The sequence below is a fragment of the Staphylococcus sp. FSL W8-1268 genome (assembly GCF_038003965.1).
GTDB classification, from domain to species: Bacteria; Bacillota; Bacilli; order Staphylococcales; family Staphylococcaceae; genus Staphylococcus; species Staphylococcus hominis.
The window spans coordinates 1,169,568-1,186,159 of the sequence record NZ_JBBOQE010000001.1 but is presented as its reverse complement, the minus strand read 5'-3'; the positions used below and the strand labels follow the sequence as shown (position 1 = coordinate 1,186,159).

General features: G+C 30.7%; 17 protein-coding genes and 2 pseudogenes. 1 reads left to right on the top strand and 18 read right to left on the bottom strand.

Annotated elements, in window-relative coordinates:
• Positions 1-159: 159 nt before the first annotated feature.
• The 4 genes and pseudogenes from NST64_RS11610 to NST64_RS06065 all read right to left on the bottom strand — a co-directional run.
• A pseudogene (locus NST64_RS11610) lies at positions 160-585 on the bottom strand (DnaB-like helicase N-terminal domain-containing protein); the annotation flags it as partial.
• Positions 586-746: 161 nt separating this feature from the next.
• Positions 747-1,968 (bottom strand): annotated as a pseudogene (gene dnaG / locus NST64_RS06075) (DNA primase); the annotation flags it as partial.
• 63 nt (positions 1,969-2,031) lie between these two features.
• A complete protein-coding gene (locus tag NST64_RS06070; RefSeq protein WP_002449751.1) occupies positions 2,032-2,844 on the bottom strand; it encodes a pyruvate, water dikinase regulatory protein in 813 nt (270 codons plus the stop codon).
• Positions 2,845-2,854: 10 nt separating this feature from the next.
• Positions 2,855-3,478, bottom strand: coding sequence for a helix-turn-helix transcriptional regulator (locus NST64_RS06065; RefSeq protein ID WP_071860142.1), 624 nt, complete (start codon positions 3,476-3,478; stop codon positions 2,855-2,857).
• A 331-nt stretch (positions 3,479-3,809) separates the two neighbouring features.
• On the opposite strand from NST64_RS06065, the gene NST64_RS06060 reads away from it, so the two are divergent.
• A complete protein-coding gene (locus tag NST64_RS06060) occupies positions 3,810-5,201 on the top strand; it encodes a glycine--tRNA ligase (RefSeq protein ID WP_002449775.1) in 1,392 nt (463 codons plus the stop codon).
• A 72-nt stretch (positions 5,202-5,273) separates the two neighbouring features.
• On the opposite strand, the gene recO is transcribed toward NST64_RS06060, so the two are convergent.
• The 14 genes from recO to dnaJ all read right to left on the bottom strand — a co-directional run bounded on the left by recO (position 5,274) and on the right by dnaJ (position 16,457).
• Entirely contained in the window at positions 5,274-6,023 is a 750-nt protein-coding gene (gene recO, locus NST64_RS06055) for a DNA repair protein RecO (protein WP_049336087.1), read from the bottom strand.
• Between the two features lie 33 nt (positions 6,024-6,056).
• Positions 6,057-6,956, bottom strand: a complete 900-nt coding sequence (gene era, locus NST64_RS06050) for a GTPase Era (RefSeq protein ID WP_049418423.1) — start codon at positions 6,954-6,956, stop codon at positions 6,057-6,059.
• Positions 6,957-7,361: a cytidine deaminase gene (gene cdd, locus NST64_RS06045; protein ID WP_002455278.1), complete on the bottom strand. Its 405-nt coding sequence runs from the start codon at positions 7,359-7,361 to the stop codon at positions 6,957-6,959.
• 12 nt (positions 7,362-7,373) lie between these two features.
• On the bottom strand, positions 7,374-7,721 hold the full coding sequence (locus NST64_RS06040) for a diacylglycerol kinase family protein (RefSeq protein ID WP_049418424.1): 348 nt from the start codon (positions 7,719-7,721) through the stop codon (positions 7,374-7,376).
• Entirely contained in the window at positions 7,717-8,178 is a 462-nt protein-coding gene (ybeY, locus tag NST64_RS06035) for an rRNA maturation RNase YbeY (protein WP_002455276.1), read from the bottom strand. Before ybeY ends, NST64_RS06040 begins: the two co-directional genes overlap by 5 nt.
• Entirely contained in the window at positions 8,179-9,126 is a 948-nt protein-coding gene (locus NST64_RS06030) for a PhoH family protein (protein ID WP_049418426.1), read from the bottom strand. It lies immediately after the preceding gene.
• A gap of 274 nt (positions 9,127-9,400) precedes the next feature.
• Complete coding sequence (locus tag NST64_RS06025) at positions 9,401-10,096, bottom strand: hypothetical protein (RefSeq protein ID WP_002449854.1); 696 nt, start codon at positions 10,094-10,096, stop codon at positions 9,401-9,403.
• 16 nt (positions 10,097-10,112) lie between these two features.
• On the bottom strand, positions 10,113-11,099 hold the full coding sequence (floA, locus tag NST64_RS06020) for a flotillin-like protein FloA (protein ID WP_002449729.1): 987 nt from the start codon (positions 11,097-11,099) through the stop codon (positions 10,113-10,115).
• A 14-nt stretch (positions 11,100-11,113) separates the two neighbouring features.
• Positions 11,114-11,821, bottom strand: a complete 708-nt coding sequence (locus NST64_RS06015) for an NfeD family protein (RefSeq protein ID WP_049418429.1) — start codon at positions 11,819-11,821, stop codon at positions 11,114-11,116.
• A 149-nt stretch (positions 11,822-11,970) separates the two neighbouring features.
• Positions 11,971-12,147, bottom strand: a complete 177-nt coding sequence (rpsU, locus tag NST64_RS06010) for a 30S ribosomal protein S21 (RefSeq protein ID WP_002449867.1) — start codon at positions 12,145-12,147, stop codon at positions 11,971-11,973.
• 132 nt (positions 12,148-12,279) lie between these two features.
• Complete coding sequence (gene mtaB, locus NST64_RS06005) at positions 12,280-13,626, bottom strand: tRNA (N(6)-L-threonylcarbamoyladenosine(37)-C(2))-methylthiotransferase MtaB (protein WP_049418430.1); 1,347 nt, start codon at positions 13,624-13,626, stop codon at positions 12,280-12,282.
• 5 nt (positions 13,627-13,631) lie between these two features.
• Complete coding sequence (locus NST64_RS06000) at positions 13,632-14,384, bottom strand: 16S rRNA (uracil(1498)-N(3))-methyltransferase (protein WP_049418432.1); 753 nt, start codon at positions 14,382-14,384, stop codon at positions 13,632-13,634.
• Between the two features lies 1 nt (position 14,385).
• Positions 14,386-15,324 (bottom strand): 50S ribosomal protein L11 methyltransferase, encoded by a 939-nt coding sequence (prmA, locus tag NST64_RS05995; RefSeq protein WP_002449831.1) that lies wholly within the window; start codon positions 15,322-15,324, stop codon positions 14,386-14,388.
• A gap of 2 nt (positions 15,325-15,326) precedes the next feature.
• Entirely contained in the window at positions 15,327-16,457 is a 1,131-nt protein-coding gene (dnaJ, locus tag NST64_RS05990; RefSeq protein WP_002455274.1) for a molecular chaperone DnaJ, read from the bottom strand.
• Positions 16,458-16,592: the final 135 nt, after the last annotated feature.

Below are 16,592 nucleotides of genomic sequence, written 5' to 3'. Positions count from 1 at the left end.
AGGTAATAAAAATGATATCCTTATTTCATAAATATTTAACTTACTATTTGTCTACCCTTTAAAAAAGCATAATAACCATTATACAGTAATGGTTATTAAATATAAATACTATATTAAAAGTTTAATATTTGTTTATATTTCTTTAATTTAAATATTCATCTACATGCGTTGCTTATTTTTATTAACTATCATTTGTAAATAATACTTTTGAGATTCTACGTCACCAATTCTAAGTGCTTCTTTTAATTTATGATTAAGTTCTTCAATAGAATCTTCATATTTGTTTTCATTTAAAGTTGAGATATATTCTTCAATTTCTAAATCATAAGGTTCTCGATTTAATTCATAATCATCAAGCTGTATAATTGCTTCTCTAATATCTTTATCTTCAATGTATAATATTAAATCACTTATCGAATAGTAATCATTTTCAGAATAATAATCGGTTAGCGCTTTAAAAATACTTTGGAAATATTTATTCGTAAAATCATTTGCTTCAAGTTGTCGGTTATAATTTAGAAATACATCTTTATCCATCATAAAATGTTTTAATAAAGCTCTTTGTGCTTTTTCACTTTTGTTTAAATGTGTAAAAACAATGTTTAAATTTTGAGAATTTGAATTCGAGTTATCATTGGTATTTCCAATATAGTCTTCTTCATATGAGATAAATTCAGGTTGTTGATGTACATTGGACATCATAGTATTGGCATCAATATTGAAAATGTCAGCTACGTCATTCACAATTTTATTTTTTAATATTGAAGATCTGACAAATGAAATATCTTCAGTAATCTCTTTAAAGTGACGCTCATAAGCTAGATCATTATTTTCAATTTCTTCTCGATAGAATTGAACTTTGTAAATAATAAACGATTTCTTCTCATTATTTAAAAATTCTATAAATTTTTCTTTACCGAATTTAACTATATATTCATCGGGATCCATGTTTTTTGGTAATTGTACTACAAATACATTTAATCCATGTTTCAGTAAATGTTCTCCAGTTTTTAAAGTGGCCTCTTGACCAGCAAAGTCTCCATCAAACATTAAAGTTATATTAGAGGTTAATTTTTTTAAAACTGTCATGTGATCTTCTGATAATGCTGTACCCATACTTGCTACCACTGTTTTTAATCCAGCGTAATCAGCTTTAATTACATCCATAAATCCTTCTAACAACATTACTTCATCATTTTTTCTAATTGATTTTCTTGCGTTATCAAGATTATAAAGTAATCGTCTTTTTTGAAAAATCGGTGTCTCAGGACTATTTAAATACTTAGGTTCTTGATTGTTATAAGTTCTACCAGAAAAACCGACAATTCTTCCTTGAGCATTTTTTAAAGGAAACATGATGCGATCTCTAAAACGATCGTAGTAACTAAAATTTTCTTCGTTACGTGATAACAAACCAGCTTCATAAGCTAGTTCTATGTCATATCCTTTTTGTTTTAAAAAGTCATGACAAAAGTGAGCGTTATTAGGGGCATACCCTATTCCACGAGATTTTATTAATTCTTCAGTGAAACCACGATTTACGAGATAATTTAAAGCTTCTTCACCTTCTACTGATTTCATTAATGCATACATATAATATTCATTAATTAATTCATGCATTTCAATCATTTTTAAGTCTTCAGATGCTATTTGAGTTGTAGAGGGATTAGAATGACCAATATCTACTTTTATATTAACGCGTTCTCCAAGTTCTTGTACTGCTTCTACGAATGAAATGTCCTTAATGTCTTGAATAAATTGAAAAACATTTCCACCGTTTTTACAACCAAAGCAATGGCATATTTGTTTATCTTCAGAAACTGTAAAAGAAGGTGTTTTTTCATCATGAAAAGGACACAAACCAATGTAATTGCGTCCTCTTTTTTCTAATTTCACATATTCACTTACTAAATCTAAAATATCTGTTTTTTCCTTTATTTCGTTAATTACAGACTGTTCTATACGCAATATATATCACCTATTAAATAGTAGTCATAATATTATACACTTTTATAAAAGGTTTTTAAATATTTATGCTTTACTTTCAATAATTTGTATAACATCATTTGCTGTTTCTTCAATAGCCTTATCAGATACATCAATAACAGGGCATCCTATTTTTTCGACAATTTTTTCAAAATATTGAATTTCTTCTTTAATTCTATCTTCAGTCGCATATCTAGCATGTTCACCTAATCCTAATTGTTTAAGTCGTTGTTTTCTTATTAAATTAAGTTTATCTTCACTAATCTTTAATGCTATACATTTAGTTGGATTAATTTTAAATAATTCGTCTGGTGGCGTTACCTCTGGAACTAGAGGAATGTTCATTACTTTATAGCTTTTGTGCGCTAAATACTGAGATAGAGGCGTCTTAGAAGTTCTTGAAATGCCAATTAAAACAATATCTGCCTTAGGTAATCCTTTCGCATCTTTACCATCATCGTATTTTACCGCAAATTCGATTGCATCTATTTTTTTGAAATAGGCATCGTCTAATTTATGAACTCTGCCTGGCTGATTATACGGCTCCTCATCATGCGTTTGATTAAGTAGTGTCATTAGAGGACCCATTATATCAACAGCTTTTAAAGAGAAATCGTCTACTTTTTTCTTCATATATGCTTTAATTTCTGGTTCTACTAACGTATATACAATAATTGCATTTTTATCTATAGCGACCTGTATAACTTCATCTATATCCTTAAAGGTTTCTATATAAGGATATCTCAAAAAACCATGTTTACAAGCTTTAGGATTAAATTGAGCGACGCAAGCACTAGCAACCAACTCAGCTGTATCTCCTATTGAATCAGATGCAATGATTATCTTTATATTTTCCATTGTTTATCACCTATTCTTTAAATAATGAAACAAATAATTTTGTTATTGTTGTTTTAGATATTCTACCTACAACTTTATATTTACTATTTTCTTTTTTTCTAACGACGGGAATTGAATCAATTTCCTTATCTATCATTTGACTTGCAGCATAGATGACGAGATCTTCTTCTTTTAAATAAACAATATTAGGCATACGTGACATGATGATACTTATAGGCATAGTATGAATATCTTGACCAATCATAGAGGCACGTAACAAATCTTTTCGCGAGCTCACACCAATCAATTCATCTTTTTGATTAGTAATAAATAATGTTCCTGTATCTTCTAAAAATATAGTACATATAGCATCATAAATTGTCGTATCTTCTTTAACGATAACAGGTAGAGACATATGATCTTTTATTATATATTGACGTAAATGATCACTGATTAATTTATTCTTGGATTTACCTGAATAATAATAACCCACACGTGGTCTAGCTTCAATAAAACCAGACATAGTTAAAATAGCTAAATCAGGACGTAAAGTAGCACGAGTTAAATTAAGCTTATCTGCTATATGTTCACCTGTTATCGGGCCACCATCCTTAACTATTTCAATTATTTGTTCTTGTCTTTTACTTAATTCTATAGGTCTTCACCCCTTTTAATTTCATGTTTTATTATACCTATTTATATATATACCTACAAATACATATAAATCCTTGCTATTAAATTTTCTATGAATTAAAATATGATTAAGCGAGTTAAGGTTGGTGGAAGCTTAACATTTTAAAAATTGGCTTATCAATATCATTACATAAAAGCGAGTGTCTACACTAATTTGGGTGGAACCGCGGGTTATTTTGTTAACACTATATATTTATATAGATGAATTATTAACTCGTCCCAAGATAATAATAAGTATTGTTTTATATTTATTTATTGTCTTGGGACGTTTTTATTTTAAAAGGAGAGATAATATGGTTAAAGATATGGATACTATTGTATCACTAGCTAAACATAGAGGATTTGTATTCCCAGGTAGTGATATTTACGGTGGTTTATCTAATACATGGGATTATGGTCCATTAGGTGTTGAATTAAAAAATAATATTAAAAAAGCATGGTGGCAAAAATTCATTACTCAATCACCATACAATGTTGGGATTGATGCTGCAATTTTAATGAATCCAAAAACTTGGGAAGCATCTGGTCATTTAGGTAATTTTAATGACCCAATGATTGATAATAAAGATAGTAAAATTCGCTATCGTGCAGATAAATTAATCGAAGACTATATGCAAAATGAAAAAGGTGATGAAAATTTCATTGCTGATGGCTTAAGTTTTGAAGAAATGAAACGCATCATCGATGATGAAGGTATTGTATGTCCAGTAAGTGGTACTGCTAATTGGACAGATATTCGTCAATTTAACTTAATGTTTAAAACATTCCAAGGTGTTACTGAGGGCTCTACTAATGAACTATTTTTACGTCCAGAAACTGCTCAAGGTATTTTCGTAAACTATAAAAACGTTCAACGTTCAATGCGTAAAAAATTACCATTTGGTATTGGTCAAATCGGTAAATCATTCCGTAATGAAATCACGCCTGGTAACTTTATTTTTAGAACAAGAGAATTTGAACAAATGGAATTAGAATTCTTCTGTAAACCTGGTGAAGAAATTGAATGGCAAAATTACTGGAAAACATTTGCAAGTCAATGGTTAAAAGATTTAAACATCAATGAAGAAAATATGAGATTACGTGACCATGATGAAGAAGAATTATCTCACTATTCTAATGCGACTACAGATATTGAATATAAATTCCCATTTGGTTGGGGCGAATTATGGGGTATTGCAAGCCGTACTGATTTTGACTTGAAAAAACACAGTGAACATTCTGGCGAGGATTTCAGATATCATGATCCAGAAACAAATGAGAAATATATTCCATATTGTATTGAACCTTCTTTAGGGGCAGATCGTGTTACATTAGCTTTCTTATGTGATGCTTATGATGAAGAAGGCGTTGAAGGTAGTAAAGATGCTCGTACAGTAATGCATTTTCACCCTGCTTTAGCACCATATAAAGCTGCTATTTTACCATTAAGTAAAAAATTATCTGAAGAAGCAATTAAAATCTTTGAACAATTAAGTTCTAAGTTTTCTGTTGATTTTGATGAATCACAATCAATTGGTAAGCGTTATCGTCGTCAAGATGAGATCGGTACTCCTTACTGTATTACATTTGATTTCGATTCATTAGAAGATAATCAAGTTACAGTACGTGATAGAGATTCTATGGAACAAGTTCGTATGCCAATCTCAGAATTAGAAACATTCTTAGCTGAAAAAGTTAAGTTTTAATATAACAAGAACCCACTTATTACTTGCTATGAGTAATAAGTGGGTTCTTTTAATTAATTTAAACATTGTATATTATTCTAATCGCTTAAGTTGATTAATTAATTTTTGACCTTTAAAGTACATGCCAGCATATTCTCTATACAGCATTATCATTAATTCTGACATTTCATCTAATAAAGCTTGGTTAATATTAAAATGATTCATTTTATCAATTGGCAACTTTTGTAAAATATCCAATAAATAAAATGTTTTATTGGATAGCTTTAATGCATAAGGATCATTATTTAATACAGTTTCTGAGATTGTCCCGTCATATTTAAAACTGTAAGCAATAAGCTTAGATTGATCAGTATCACCAGTAATTGCACAATAATTGAAAAATGCGCCAAAACCAAATTTATTCATACATTTCAATAATACGATAATCGACATTAATTGAGCAGAATTACCTTCTGAAATTTTATTGAGTACAAATTCTAATAACTTATAATGATATAGAGAAACTTCATCTGGTTCTAATGATCGATCTATTGCTTCGACACATAAAGTCGCATAACTACTATCAAAAATATCTAATCGTAATTGATAATATTGGTTTATGACATCAATAGAACTGAGCGTCCCCATACCTTTCCATTTATTATAAATAAATAAGCCATACACAAAGAGTTGTGTATGAGCTTGCAAGCCGGTTTTAGATTTCTTAGCACGTCTTACCATAATAGGAATTTTAGCACCATGCTCGTTTAATATTGTAATAATTTTATCGGATTCACCATAATCTACTGATTTTATGATAATTCCTTTTTGTTTTTCTAACAATGCATCTCACCGGCTTTCCTATTAATTTAAACGTTAATCTTGATCTTCAACATATCCCATTTGACGAATAAAGTTTACTTTATTTCTCCAATCTTTCTGAACTTTTACCCATAATTCAAGGTAAACTTTTGATCCGAGAAGCATTTCAATATCGCGTCGAGCTCTTTTACCAACTTCTTTAAGTTTTTTCCCACCCTTACCTATAACAATTCCTTTTTGAGAATCACGTTCAACAAAAATAGTTGCTTCAATTCTTACTCTTTCTTCACTTTCCTTAATCATTCTGTCTACATTTACCCCTATTGCATGTGGGATTTCTTCACTTGTTAAATGTAAGATTTTTTCTCTAATAATCTCGCCTACTACAAATTGTTCTGGATGATCCGATATTTGATCATCAGGGTAATATTTTGGACCTTCAGGTAAATAATCTTTAAGTACATCGATAAAATAATCCACATTCAATCCCTCAAGTGCCGAAATTGGCACGATTTCAGTAAAATTCATATAGGTTTTATATTTTTCAATCTTAGGCATAAGTGCATCTGGATGAACTAAATCAATTTTATTTAACACTAGAAATACCGGTGTTTTAACATTTTTCAGCATTTCCATTATATATTCATCACCACGACCAATATCTTCATTTACATTTACCATAAACATAATAGCATCGATTTCTGATAGCGTATTTTTAGCTACACGCATCATATAATCTCCTAATTTATGCTTAGGTTTATGAATGCCTGGTGTATCTAAGAAAATGATTTGAGCATCTTCTCTTGTCATTACTCCCTGAATTTTATTTCTTGTTGTTTGAGCTTTATCTGACATAATTGCAATTTTATGTCCAATGACTCTATTCATAAATGTGGATTTTCCCACATTCGGTCTCCCTATAATAGATACAAATCCTGATTTGTGTTCTGTCATTTATTCTAAATCCTTTCCTGAAAAGCCGTGAGGTAATAGTTCTGCTACAGTTGATTTAATCATCTCACCTTTATGATTTGTCATATACACAGGCATGTCGTCATCACAGAGTTCTTTTAATACTTGACGACATGTTCCACAAGGTGATGACGGATGTTCAGCGTCAACGGTAACTGTTATTGATTCAAAATCTCCTGGTCGATAGCCTTCTGAAATTGCAGCTACTAAACTAGATCGTTCTGCGCAAATCGTTGCTGGATAAGCTGCATTTTCAACATTTGCTCCATAAAAATGACGACCGTCTTTTGTTTTTAAATATGCACCTACTTTAAAATGACTATACGGTACATAAGCACGTTGTTGAGCTTTTCTAACTTCTTGAAAATAATGTGATTGATAACTCATTTTATTGTCCCCTTAAAAAAAGATGTGAGGTATAAAAATAATTAAACCTATAATTAGTGCAAAGATTGAAACAACCATAACACTAAAGGCGGCAATATCTTTAGCTTGTTTAGCTAATTCATGATAGTCAGAAGTAACTAAATCTACGACGCATTCTATAGCCGTATTCACAGCTTCAAGCGTAAGTACCAAAGTGATGCTTAATAAAACAAACAACCATTCTACAGTTGAAAGTCTTACGATAATTCCTAAAATGATAGCTATGAATGCGAAGATTAAGTGTATTAGATAATTGTGATCTTTTTGAAGAAGTGTTTTTAAACCATCAAAGGTGTAGTTAAATCGTTTTAAAAATTTAATCTCTAGTCAATCCGTATGCATTTAAAATTTCTTTTTGACGTCCAAACATTTCTTTTTCATCTTCTTCATTCATATGATCATAACCTAATAAGTGTAAAAAACCATGTAAAGCTAAAAAACCAAGTTCTCTTTCAAATGAATGATTATAAGATTCAGCTTGTTCCTTAGCTACATCAGTACAAATAATAATATCTCCTAATACTCTAGGAATATCTAAACCAATAATATCTGGTTCATCTTCTTCAAGTGCAAAAGAAATAACATCAGTCACTTTATCTTTATCTCGATAATTTTTATTTATTTCTTGAATTTCATCTTTATCTACAAAAGTAACTGACAATTCAGCATCTTCATGAATGTTTTCTTTTTCTTTAGCAAAGTTAATTAAGTCTTCAATTTGATGATACCATTTATCTTTAACTAAGTTTGTATGATCATTGAAATCAATCGTAAACATTTAATTGTCTCCTTCATAACGTTCGATAATTTTACTTACTAATGGGTGTCGTACTACATCACTTTGATCTAGTTCCATAATATTTATTCCTTTAACACCACGAAGGTTCTTAATAGCTTCTTTTAATCCACTTTTAACACCTTTTGGTAAGTCAATTTGAGTTTGGTCTCCAGTTACAACCATTTTTGAACCAAATCCTAGACGAGTTAAAAACATTTTCATTTGTGCATGTGTTGTATTTTGAGCTTCATCTAAAATGACAAATGCATCATCTAGAGTTCTACCCCTCATATACGCTAAGGGAGCAATTTCAATTGTACCTCGTTCAATAAAACGTGCTGTTTGTTCTCTACCTAGGACAGTATTTAAACCATCATAAAGAGGTCTTAAATATGGATCAACTTTTTCTTTTAAGTCTCCTGGTAAGAAACCTAATGATTCACCAGCTTCTACAGCTGGTCTTGTTAAAACAATTCTTTTTACAGTTCCTTTTCTTAATTGTTGTGCAGCATAAACAACTGCAAGGAAAGTTTTACCTGTTCCAGCAGGACCTATACCAAATACCAAATCATTACGTTTCATAGCATTAATATAAAGACGTTGCCCCATTGTTTTTGCACGAATTGTTTTACCAAAGGCATCTTTAGTAATCTCTTCATCATATAAATCCAATAGATATTGAATAGTATCATTTTTAGCCATCTTTATGGCAGCCTCAACATCCTTTAATGTAATTGAATGTCCTAACTCAATTACCTTTAATAAATTTTTAAGAACTAATTCTGCTTTTTCAACATGCTCTAATACTTGACCTTTTACTGCAATTTCTTGCCCACGAGCATGTATGATAACATCAAATGCTTCTTCAATCGACTTTAAGTGTTCATCATTATTACCAATTAAAGCTTGAGAATGATTGATGTTATCTATTTGAATTATTCCTGGCATAAAAGCGCTCCTTTTCACATAAAACATATTCATTAATAATTAATCTTTCATATAAATTTTACTAAACAATGATAAAGTATACAAATTTAAATGTTTTGAATGAATAATTAACCTAAGATAATATAGCATAACAAAAAAGTACCAAGAACACTATGAGTTTTAGGGGCGTCTTAACTTATTAGGAACATAAATAAAGAGACTTTCACGTAGAAAGTCTCTTATAGAGGTCAGAATGAAACAATGAATCTTGTCTTATTTTTTTATTTATAACCTCTTATAATTTTTTAGGTTTATTTAATATTTCTTGCCAAATAATTCCATCAACTATTGGATCATTATCAAATTGAAACGTTTGATGTGTCATATTTTTCTCAATAGATTTACTATTGAGTAGTTGATTCAGTTTATAACGTTTCGTTTTTTCAGATAAATACTTATCATTAATAATTTCTTTAGCTTTCTTTTCAATTAAAGAAAGTTGTTTTTCTTTTTCCCTGTCAATTTCAGATCTCACATTAAATAATTCTTTTGATAGCGAGTCTTCTAACTGTTTTTTAATATTTTTTTCACTTTGAGATCTCTCTCGTGAAGTTGAATATCTATCTTTAGAAGGCACTTTTCCGGTGTGAGATTGTTTAGTTTCAAACCGTTTTGATTCTCCACGATGATGTTCAGGCGTAACATTTTTTTTTAGATTTTTATCACTGTGAACCGTTTCTTTTTTAGAAGATGGTTTTGGTGATGATGTTTTTTTAGTTTGTTCTTCTTCATCAAATTCTGATGCCATCTCATTAAAAGCTTCTTCTATCTGTTCAAAAATACCTTTTTTTCTTGGTGTGTTTTGCGTAGGACTTTGTGTATTTTTGTGTGGAGGCATTTGATTTTTTCGTTGTTCATGACTTTTATCTCTCATTGCACTAATACCAGTAACAATCACAGAAATAACGAATATAAGAATTCCAATATTCATTTAATCACCCCTCTATTTAATTTGGTGATTCATCGTCATTTTGTTCGGTACGTTTATTAATAGCGTTTCTCATACCTGTATCTGCTTCTACATTTTTTAAATTATAGTAATCTTTTACTCCGATATTACCTTTACGTAAAGCTTCAGCCATTGCTAGTGGTACTTCTGATTCAGCTTCTACTACCTTAGCACGCATTTCTTGAACACGTGCTTTCATTTCTTGTTCAGAGGCAACAGCCATAGCACGTCGTTCCTCAGCTTTAGCTTGAGCAATATTTTTATCTGCGAGTGCTTGTTCCGTTTGTAAATCAGCGCCGATATTTTTACCGATGTCTACATCTGCAATATCAATCGATAAAATTTCAAATGCTGTTCCTGAATCCAATCCTTTACTTAATACTGTTTTAGAAATATTATCAGGATTTTCAAGTACTTGTGTATGATGTTCACTAGAACCAATTGTGGAAACAATACCTTCACCAACTCGTGCAATAATTGTTTCTTCTCCAGAACCACCTACAAGTCTAGAAATATTAGCTCTTACTGTAATTCTAGCTTTAGCTTTAACTTCGATACCGTTCATCGCAACACCGGTAATAAAGGGAGTTTCGATTACTTTGGGATTAACAGACATTTGAACAGCTTCTAAGACATCTCGTCCCGCTAAGTCTATTGCGGCACCTCTTTCAAAAGGTAAATTGATATCTGCACGTTGAGCTGCTATGTTGGCATCCACTACTCTATCTACATTACCACCAGCTAGATAATGAGATTCCAATTGATTTGTTGTTAAATTTAATCCTGCTTTATGAGCTTTAATAAGAGGACCTATCACTTTACGAGGAGATACTCTACGAAGTCGCATTCCTACAAGTGTAGCAATACTAACTTTTACACCTGCAGCAATAGCGGAAATCCATAATCCGACTGGTACAAATGAAAATAATAACAATAACGCAACTATTATAATAATCGCAATAATTATAATTCCAATATTTAACATTGATTTTACTCCTTTTATATTTTTATTTCTCTTACAACTACTCTACTACCTTCTACCTCTAAAATTTTTACTTTTTTATTTCTCAGGATAAATGTACCGTCAGAAACAGCATCAATTCTTTTGTCATCTAAAGTTATGATTCCAGCAGGTCTTAAATCAGTAGTAGTATACGCAGTTTTTCCCACTAAGTAAGAACAATCATCATGAGATCTATAACCAGCTTCTGTACTCGTTGAATCATTCAATACCACTTTATCAAAAAATGGTATTTTGCGATTAAATACTTTCACCAAAACCACCCATTCTATAATAGAAAATATTAAAGCGACAATAACATTAAAGAGCATAACTAAAATATTATCTCCTAACATAATCATACTAACAATAATAAGCACTATTCCTATAATTCCAATGACTGCTCCAACAACGAATAGTTCTATTATTAGTAAGATGATACCTATGAAAAACAATAAAATCGAAATCAAATTGACATCGCCACTAATTAAAAATCCTAGAAATAGAATAAGTAACGCTAGAGAAGCTAAAATACCTAAAATATTTATCCTTTTAGAATAAAGTTGATATAAAAAACCTAAAAAGATAATACATGTAAGAATTAATAAAACAATAGGATTAACAATGATATTTGACATATGATTCAACCATGAATGATTCAATGAAGCAAAAGTATTCTCGATATGTATCAAACTTATACTTATCATTATCTCACCTCGCTCTCAATTAAATTATACATGAAATAAATACTATATTATAGTATTACAATGATATAAAAAAACTCTCAATTAGTTTAACTAATTGAGAGGATATATATAATTAACATTCATGTTGAGGGAGTCAACAGAGCTATTAATTATTTGAATTTACGTTTACGTGCAGCTTCTGATTTTTTCTTACGTCTTACACTTGGTTTTTCGTAAAATTCACGTTTACGTACTTCTTGGATTGTACCACTTTTAGATACTGAACGTTTAAATCTACGTAATGCATCTTCTAGTGATTCATTTTTACGTACTACTGTTTTAGACATCTGTATTTCCCTCCCTCCAAATATCAACGAAACTTAAAGTCAATAATTGCATAGAAATAATTAACTATGCTTTATTTAGTATAATATATGAAATAATTATGGTCAATTATAAATCTTTATAATTTCAAAAATTTATAATAATATGCCTTCTTCAGTTTTATTAGTAGCATGATTAACGATTCTAACTGCACTACCAATGTTAATTGGATAATCAGCTTTATTAATTTTAACTTTAACAATCTCACCGATTAAATCCTCACTACCCTCAAATTCAACTTTCATATAATTATCTGCGTAACCTACTAATGTATTTTTTGTTTCCCCTACTTCTTCTGGAATCACTTCTAAAACTTCATTTTCAAATTTTGATGCGTATTCTTTAGCAAGTTGATCACTTAAAGCAATAAGTTTATGCACACGTTCATTTTTAATTGACTCATCAATTTGATCATCCATACGTGCAGCAGGTGTACCAATACGTTGTGAATACGGGAAAACATGTAACTCTGAGAATTTATGTTTAACTATAAAATCATATGTTTCTTGGAATTCTTCTTCAGTTTCTCCTGGGAAACCTACTATAACATCACTTGTAACCGCTAAGTCAGGTAATGCATCATGTAATTTTGTTAGTCTTTTAGAAAAATGTTCCATAGTATATTTGCGACGCATACGTTTTAATACTGTATCTGAACCTGATTGTAATGGTACATGTAAATGTCTAACTACTTTATTAGAATTTTTTAGAACGTCAATGACTTCATCAGTAAGTTGACTGGCTTCAATTGAAGAAATTCGAATTCTTTCTAAACCATCAATTTCCTCAAGATCTCTGAGTAATTGAGCTAAATTATAATTTTTTAAATCTTGACCGTATCCACCGGTATGAATACCAGTTAATACAATTTCTTTATATCCAGATTGAACTAATTGTGTTGCTTGTTCAACTACTTTTTCAGGATCTCTAGAGCGCATTAAACCACGTGCCCATGGAATAATACAGAACGTACAAAAGTTATTACAACCTTCTTGGATTTTTAGAGATGCACGAGTTCTATCCGTAAAATAAGGTACATCTAGTTCTTCATATGTACGATTTTTCATAATATTTCCAACACCATTAATTGGTTGACGTTCTTCTCTAAATTGATCAATATAACTAAGTAATTTATGTCTGTCTTGAGTACCAACAACGACATCTACACCTGGAATCTCCATAATTTCAGCAGAAGATGTTTGTGCATAACAACCTGTAACACATACTACTGCATCCGGATTACGACGTATTGCTCTTCTAATGACTTGTCTACTTTTTTTATCACCTGTATTAGTCACGGTGCAAGTATTAATGACATATACATCTGCATTAGTTTCAAAATCTACTCTTTCATAATTAGCATCTTTAAATAATTGCCATATTGCTTCAGTTTCATAATGGTTTACTTTACAACCTAAAGTATGAAACGCTACTGTTGCCATTTAATTCACCCCATCAATTCTTTCTCAAAACTTATAGCACTAAGTGCATATAGTGGCGCAGTTTCTGCTCTTAATATTCTAGGGCCTAAACCAATGTTTAAGCTTACCTCCCTAAAGAGATCAATTTCCTTATCGGAAAAACCACCTTCAGGTCCAAATATGATTAACACACGATCATTCGTTTGAAAGTTGTTTAAAATATTTTTAAATCGACTTTTTTCACCATGCTTGGCTTCGTCTTCATATGCTATTAACACATAGTCATAATTATTTATGGTATCATAAATTACTTTTAAATTCGACTGAAATTTAACATCTGGAATAACAAGTCTATAACTTTGTTCAGCAGCTTCTTTTACAATCTTTTGCCATCTATCTATTTTCTTTTGTACCTTGTTCTCTTGTAATTTAACTACAGATCGATCCATACCCACTGAAATAAAATGATTGGCACCCAATTCTGTACTTTTTTGAAGCAACCATTCATATTTATCAGCTTTTATTAAACCACTACAAATCGTTACATCAACTGGTAATTCAGTGTCAATATCTAATTGGTTTATTGGTAAAACTTCAATTTGATTAGAACTTATATGTGTAATTTCAGTAATAAATACTTTTTTATCATTAAAATTAATTATAATTTTGTTACCAACGGTATTTCTCATTACATTTTTGATATGATGTATATCTTCTTCATTGGTAATAAAAAAACGCTGATGAGAATCAGCGTTTTGATTGATAAAGTATCGTTGCAAATTATTCACTCACTTTCTGACCAACAATGCAAACCCATCCATTGTCATGATTGATTGATACAATATTAAATCCAACACGCTTCATATGCGACAGTATATCTTCATGCTTTTCTTCTATAATACCTGAAGTTATAAAATAACCATCTTCATTTAGTGTATTATAAGCATCTTCAATCATTTCATCAATAATATGAGCTAAAATATTTGCGATAACTACATCAAATTTTTCATTTTCTTCTTTTAATAGATTACCGGGAATGGCTTCAATATCATTTTCACAATGATTTTTTCTAAAATTCTCCTTAGCCACACCAACAGCCATTTCGTCTATATCTAAGGCTTTAATTCGTTTAACACCTATTAAGTGACTAGCGATACTTAATATACCAGAACCTGTACCTACATCAATGACTGAGGAATCGGGTGTTACATAAGTTTCAATCGCTTTTAGACACATACTTGTTGTTGGATGATCTCCAGTACCAAAAGCCATTCCAGGATCTAATTCTATACATAATTCATCTTCTGATTCTTTTGAATAGTCTTCCCAACTTGGAACAATCGTAAATCTCTTAGAAGCTCTGAAAGGATGAAAATAATTTTTCCATTCATTAGCCCAATCTACTTCAGCAATAGTCTTTGCTGAAAACTCAACTACTGAATCATCTATAAGATCCAAATTTAATATTTCATTTTCTAATTTATTTTTAAATTGAGTGTTATATTTCAATTCATTAAAGTATGCTTTTAATCTCACACCTTGTTCAGGGTAATCTTCTTTTTTTAATTCGTAGATTTCACCAAATTTATCAGTAGGTTGATTAATTAAATCATTGGAATCTTCTATAACTACTCCATTTGAACCATAGTTTTCTAATATGTTAGTGACTAAAGATTCAACTTCATGATTTACAGTGACTGCAAATTCTGTCCAGTTCATGACTATTCACCTCTAAAGAATTTACGAGCTTTGTCTTTAAAATTAGCAGGTTGTTCTTCCGGATTTTCACCACTAATTTCCGCAAATTCTCTCATTAATTCTTTTTGTCTATCAGTTAGTTTATTTGGTGTGACAACTTTTATATTAACAAATAAATCACCATGGCCATATCCATGAACATTTTTAACGCCTTTCTCTTTAAGACGGAATTGTTTACCATTTTGAGTACCAGCAGGAATTGTAAGCATAACGTTACTGTTTAGAGTTGGTACTTTGATTTCATCGCCAAGTGATGCTTGTGGGAAGCTAATATTAAGTTCATAGAATAAATCATCGCCATCTCTTCTAAATTTATCAGAAGGTTTAACGCGGAATACTACATAAAGATCACCATGTGGACCGCCATTTTCACCAGGTGCACCTTCACCAGCAAGACGGATTTGTTGTTCATTGTCTACACCTTCAGGTACAGTTACTTCTAATTTTACTGTTTTATTTTCAGTCCCTTTACCATGACAAGTTGGACATGGTTCTTCAAATTCTTGACCACTACCCTCACACTTAGGACAAGTTTGTTCAGTTCTTACGCGTCCTAAAATTGTATTTTGTTCAACAGATACATGTCCTGAACCATGACAATAGCTACATGTTTTTTTACTTGTACCTGGTTTAGCGCCATCACCATGACATGTATGACACGTAACATCTTTTCGAATAGAAATTTCTTTTTTAGTACCAAAAACAGCTTCATCGAATTCTAAAGTCATAGTGTATTGTAAGTCGTCACCTTTTCTAGGTGCATTTGGATCTCTTTGACGTGAACCACCAAAGAATGAGCTAAATATGTCTTCAAAGCCTCCACCGAAGCCACTGAAGTCTTGTCCACCAAATCCTTGACTGCCAAATCCACCTTGGGCACCGCTATGTCCAAATTGGTCATAATTTGCACGTTTATTGTCATCACTTAGAACTTCGTATGCTTCAGAAATTTCTTTGAACTTTTCATCAGCGCCTTCTTCTTTATTGATGTCCGGATGATATTTTTTTGATAATTTACGGTATGCTTTTTTAATTTCATCTTTTGAAGCATCTTTACTTACGCCAAGAACTTCATAATAATCTCTTTTAGCCACAAGTATCTCTCCTTTTCTAAATTTTTATAATTTAAACACATACTCAAGTATCTTAATTATAAAAGAAAAAGTCAAAGCCAATGTTCAATTGACTTTGACTTTTTGGCTTACATTTATAAATGTTTACATAGTAAA

What these genes read in the sequence shown, in the direction of transcription:
- NST64_RS06070 (WP_002449751.1), bottom strand. Translation starts at nt 2,844, where the DNA reads ATGGAAAATATAAAGATAATCATTGCATCTGATTCAATAGGAGATACA.
- NST64_RS06060 (WP_002449775.1), top strand. Translation starts at nt 3,810, where the DNA reads ATGGTTAAAGATATGGATACTATTGTATCACTAGCTAAACATAGAGGA.
- era (WP_049418423.1), bottom strand. Translation starts at nt 6,956, where the DNA reads ATGACAGAACACAAATCAGGATTTGTATCTATTATAGGGAGACCGAAT.
- cdd (WP_002455278.1), bottom strand. Translation starts at nt 7,361, where the DNA reads ATGAGTTATCAATCACATTATTTTCAAGAAGTTAGAAAAGCTCAACAA.
- ybeY (WP_002455276.1), bottom strand. Translation starts at nt 8,178, where the DNA reads ATGTTTACGATTGATTTCAATGATCATACAAACTTAGTTAAAGATAAA.
- NST64_RS06030 (WP_049418426.1), bottom strand. Translation starts at nt 9,126, where the DNA reads ATGCCAGGAATAATTCAAATAGATAACATCAATCATTCTCAAGCTTTA.
- NST64_RS06025 (WP_002449854.1), bottom strand. Translation starts at nt 10,096, where the DNA reads ATGAATATTGGAATTCTTATATTCGTTATTTCTGTGATTGTTACTGGT.
- floA (WP_002449729.1), bottom strand. Translation starts at nt 11,099, where the DNA reads ATGTTAAATATTGGAATTATAATTATTGCGATTATTATAATAGTTGCG.
- NST64_RS06015 (WP_049418429.1), bottom strand. Translation starts at nt 11,821, where the DNA reads ATGATAAGTATAAGTTTGATACATATCGAGAATACTTTTGCTTCATTG.
- rpsU (WP_002449867.1), bottom strand. Translation starts at nt 12,147, where the DNA reads ATGTCTAAAACAGTAGTACGTAAAAATGAATCACTAGAAGATGCATTA.
- mtaB (WP_049418430.1), bottom strand. Translation starts at nt 13,626, where the DNA reads ATGGCAACAGTAGCGTTTCATACTTTAGGTTGTAAAGTAAACCATTAT.
- prmA (WP_002449831.1), bottom strand. Translation starts at nt 15,324, where the DNA reads ATGAACTGGACAGAATTTGCAGTCACTGTAAATCATGAAGTTGAATCT.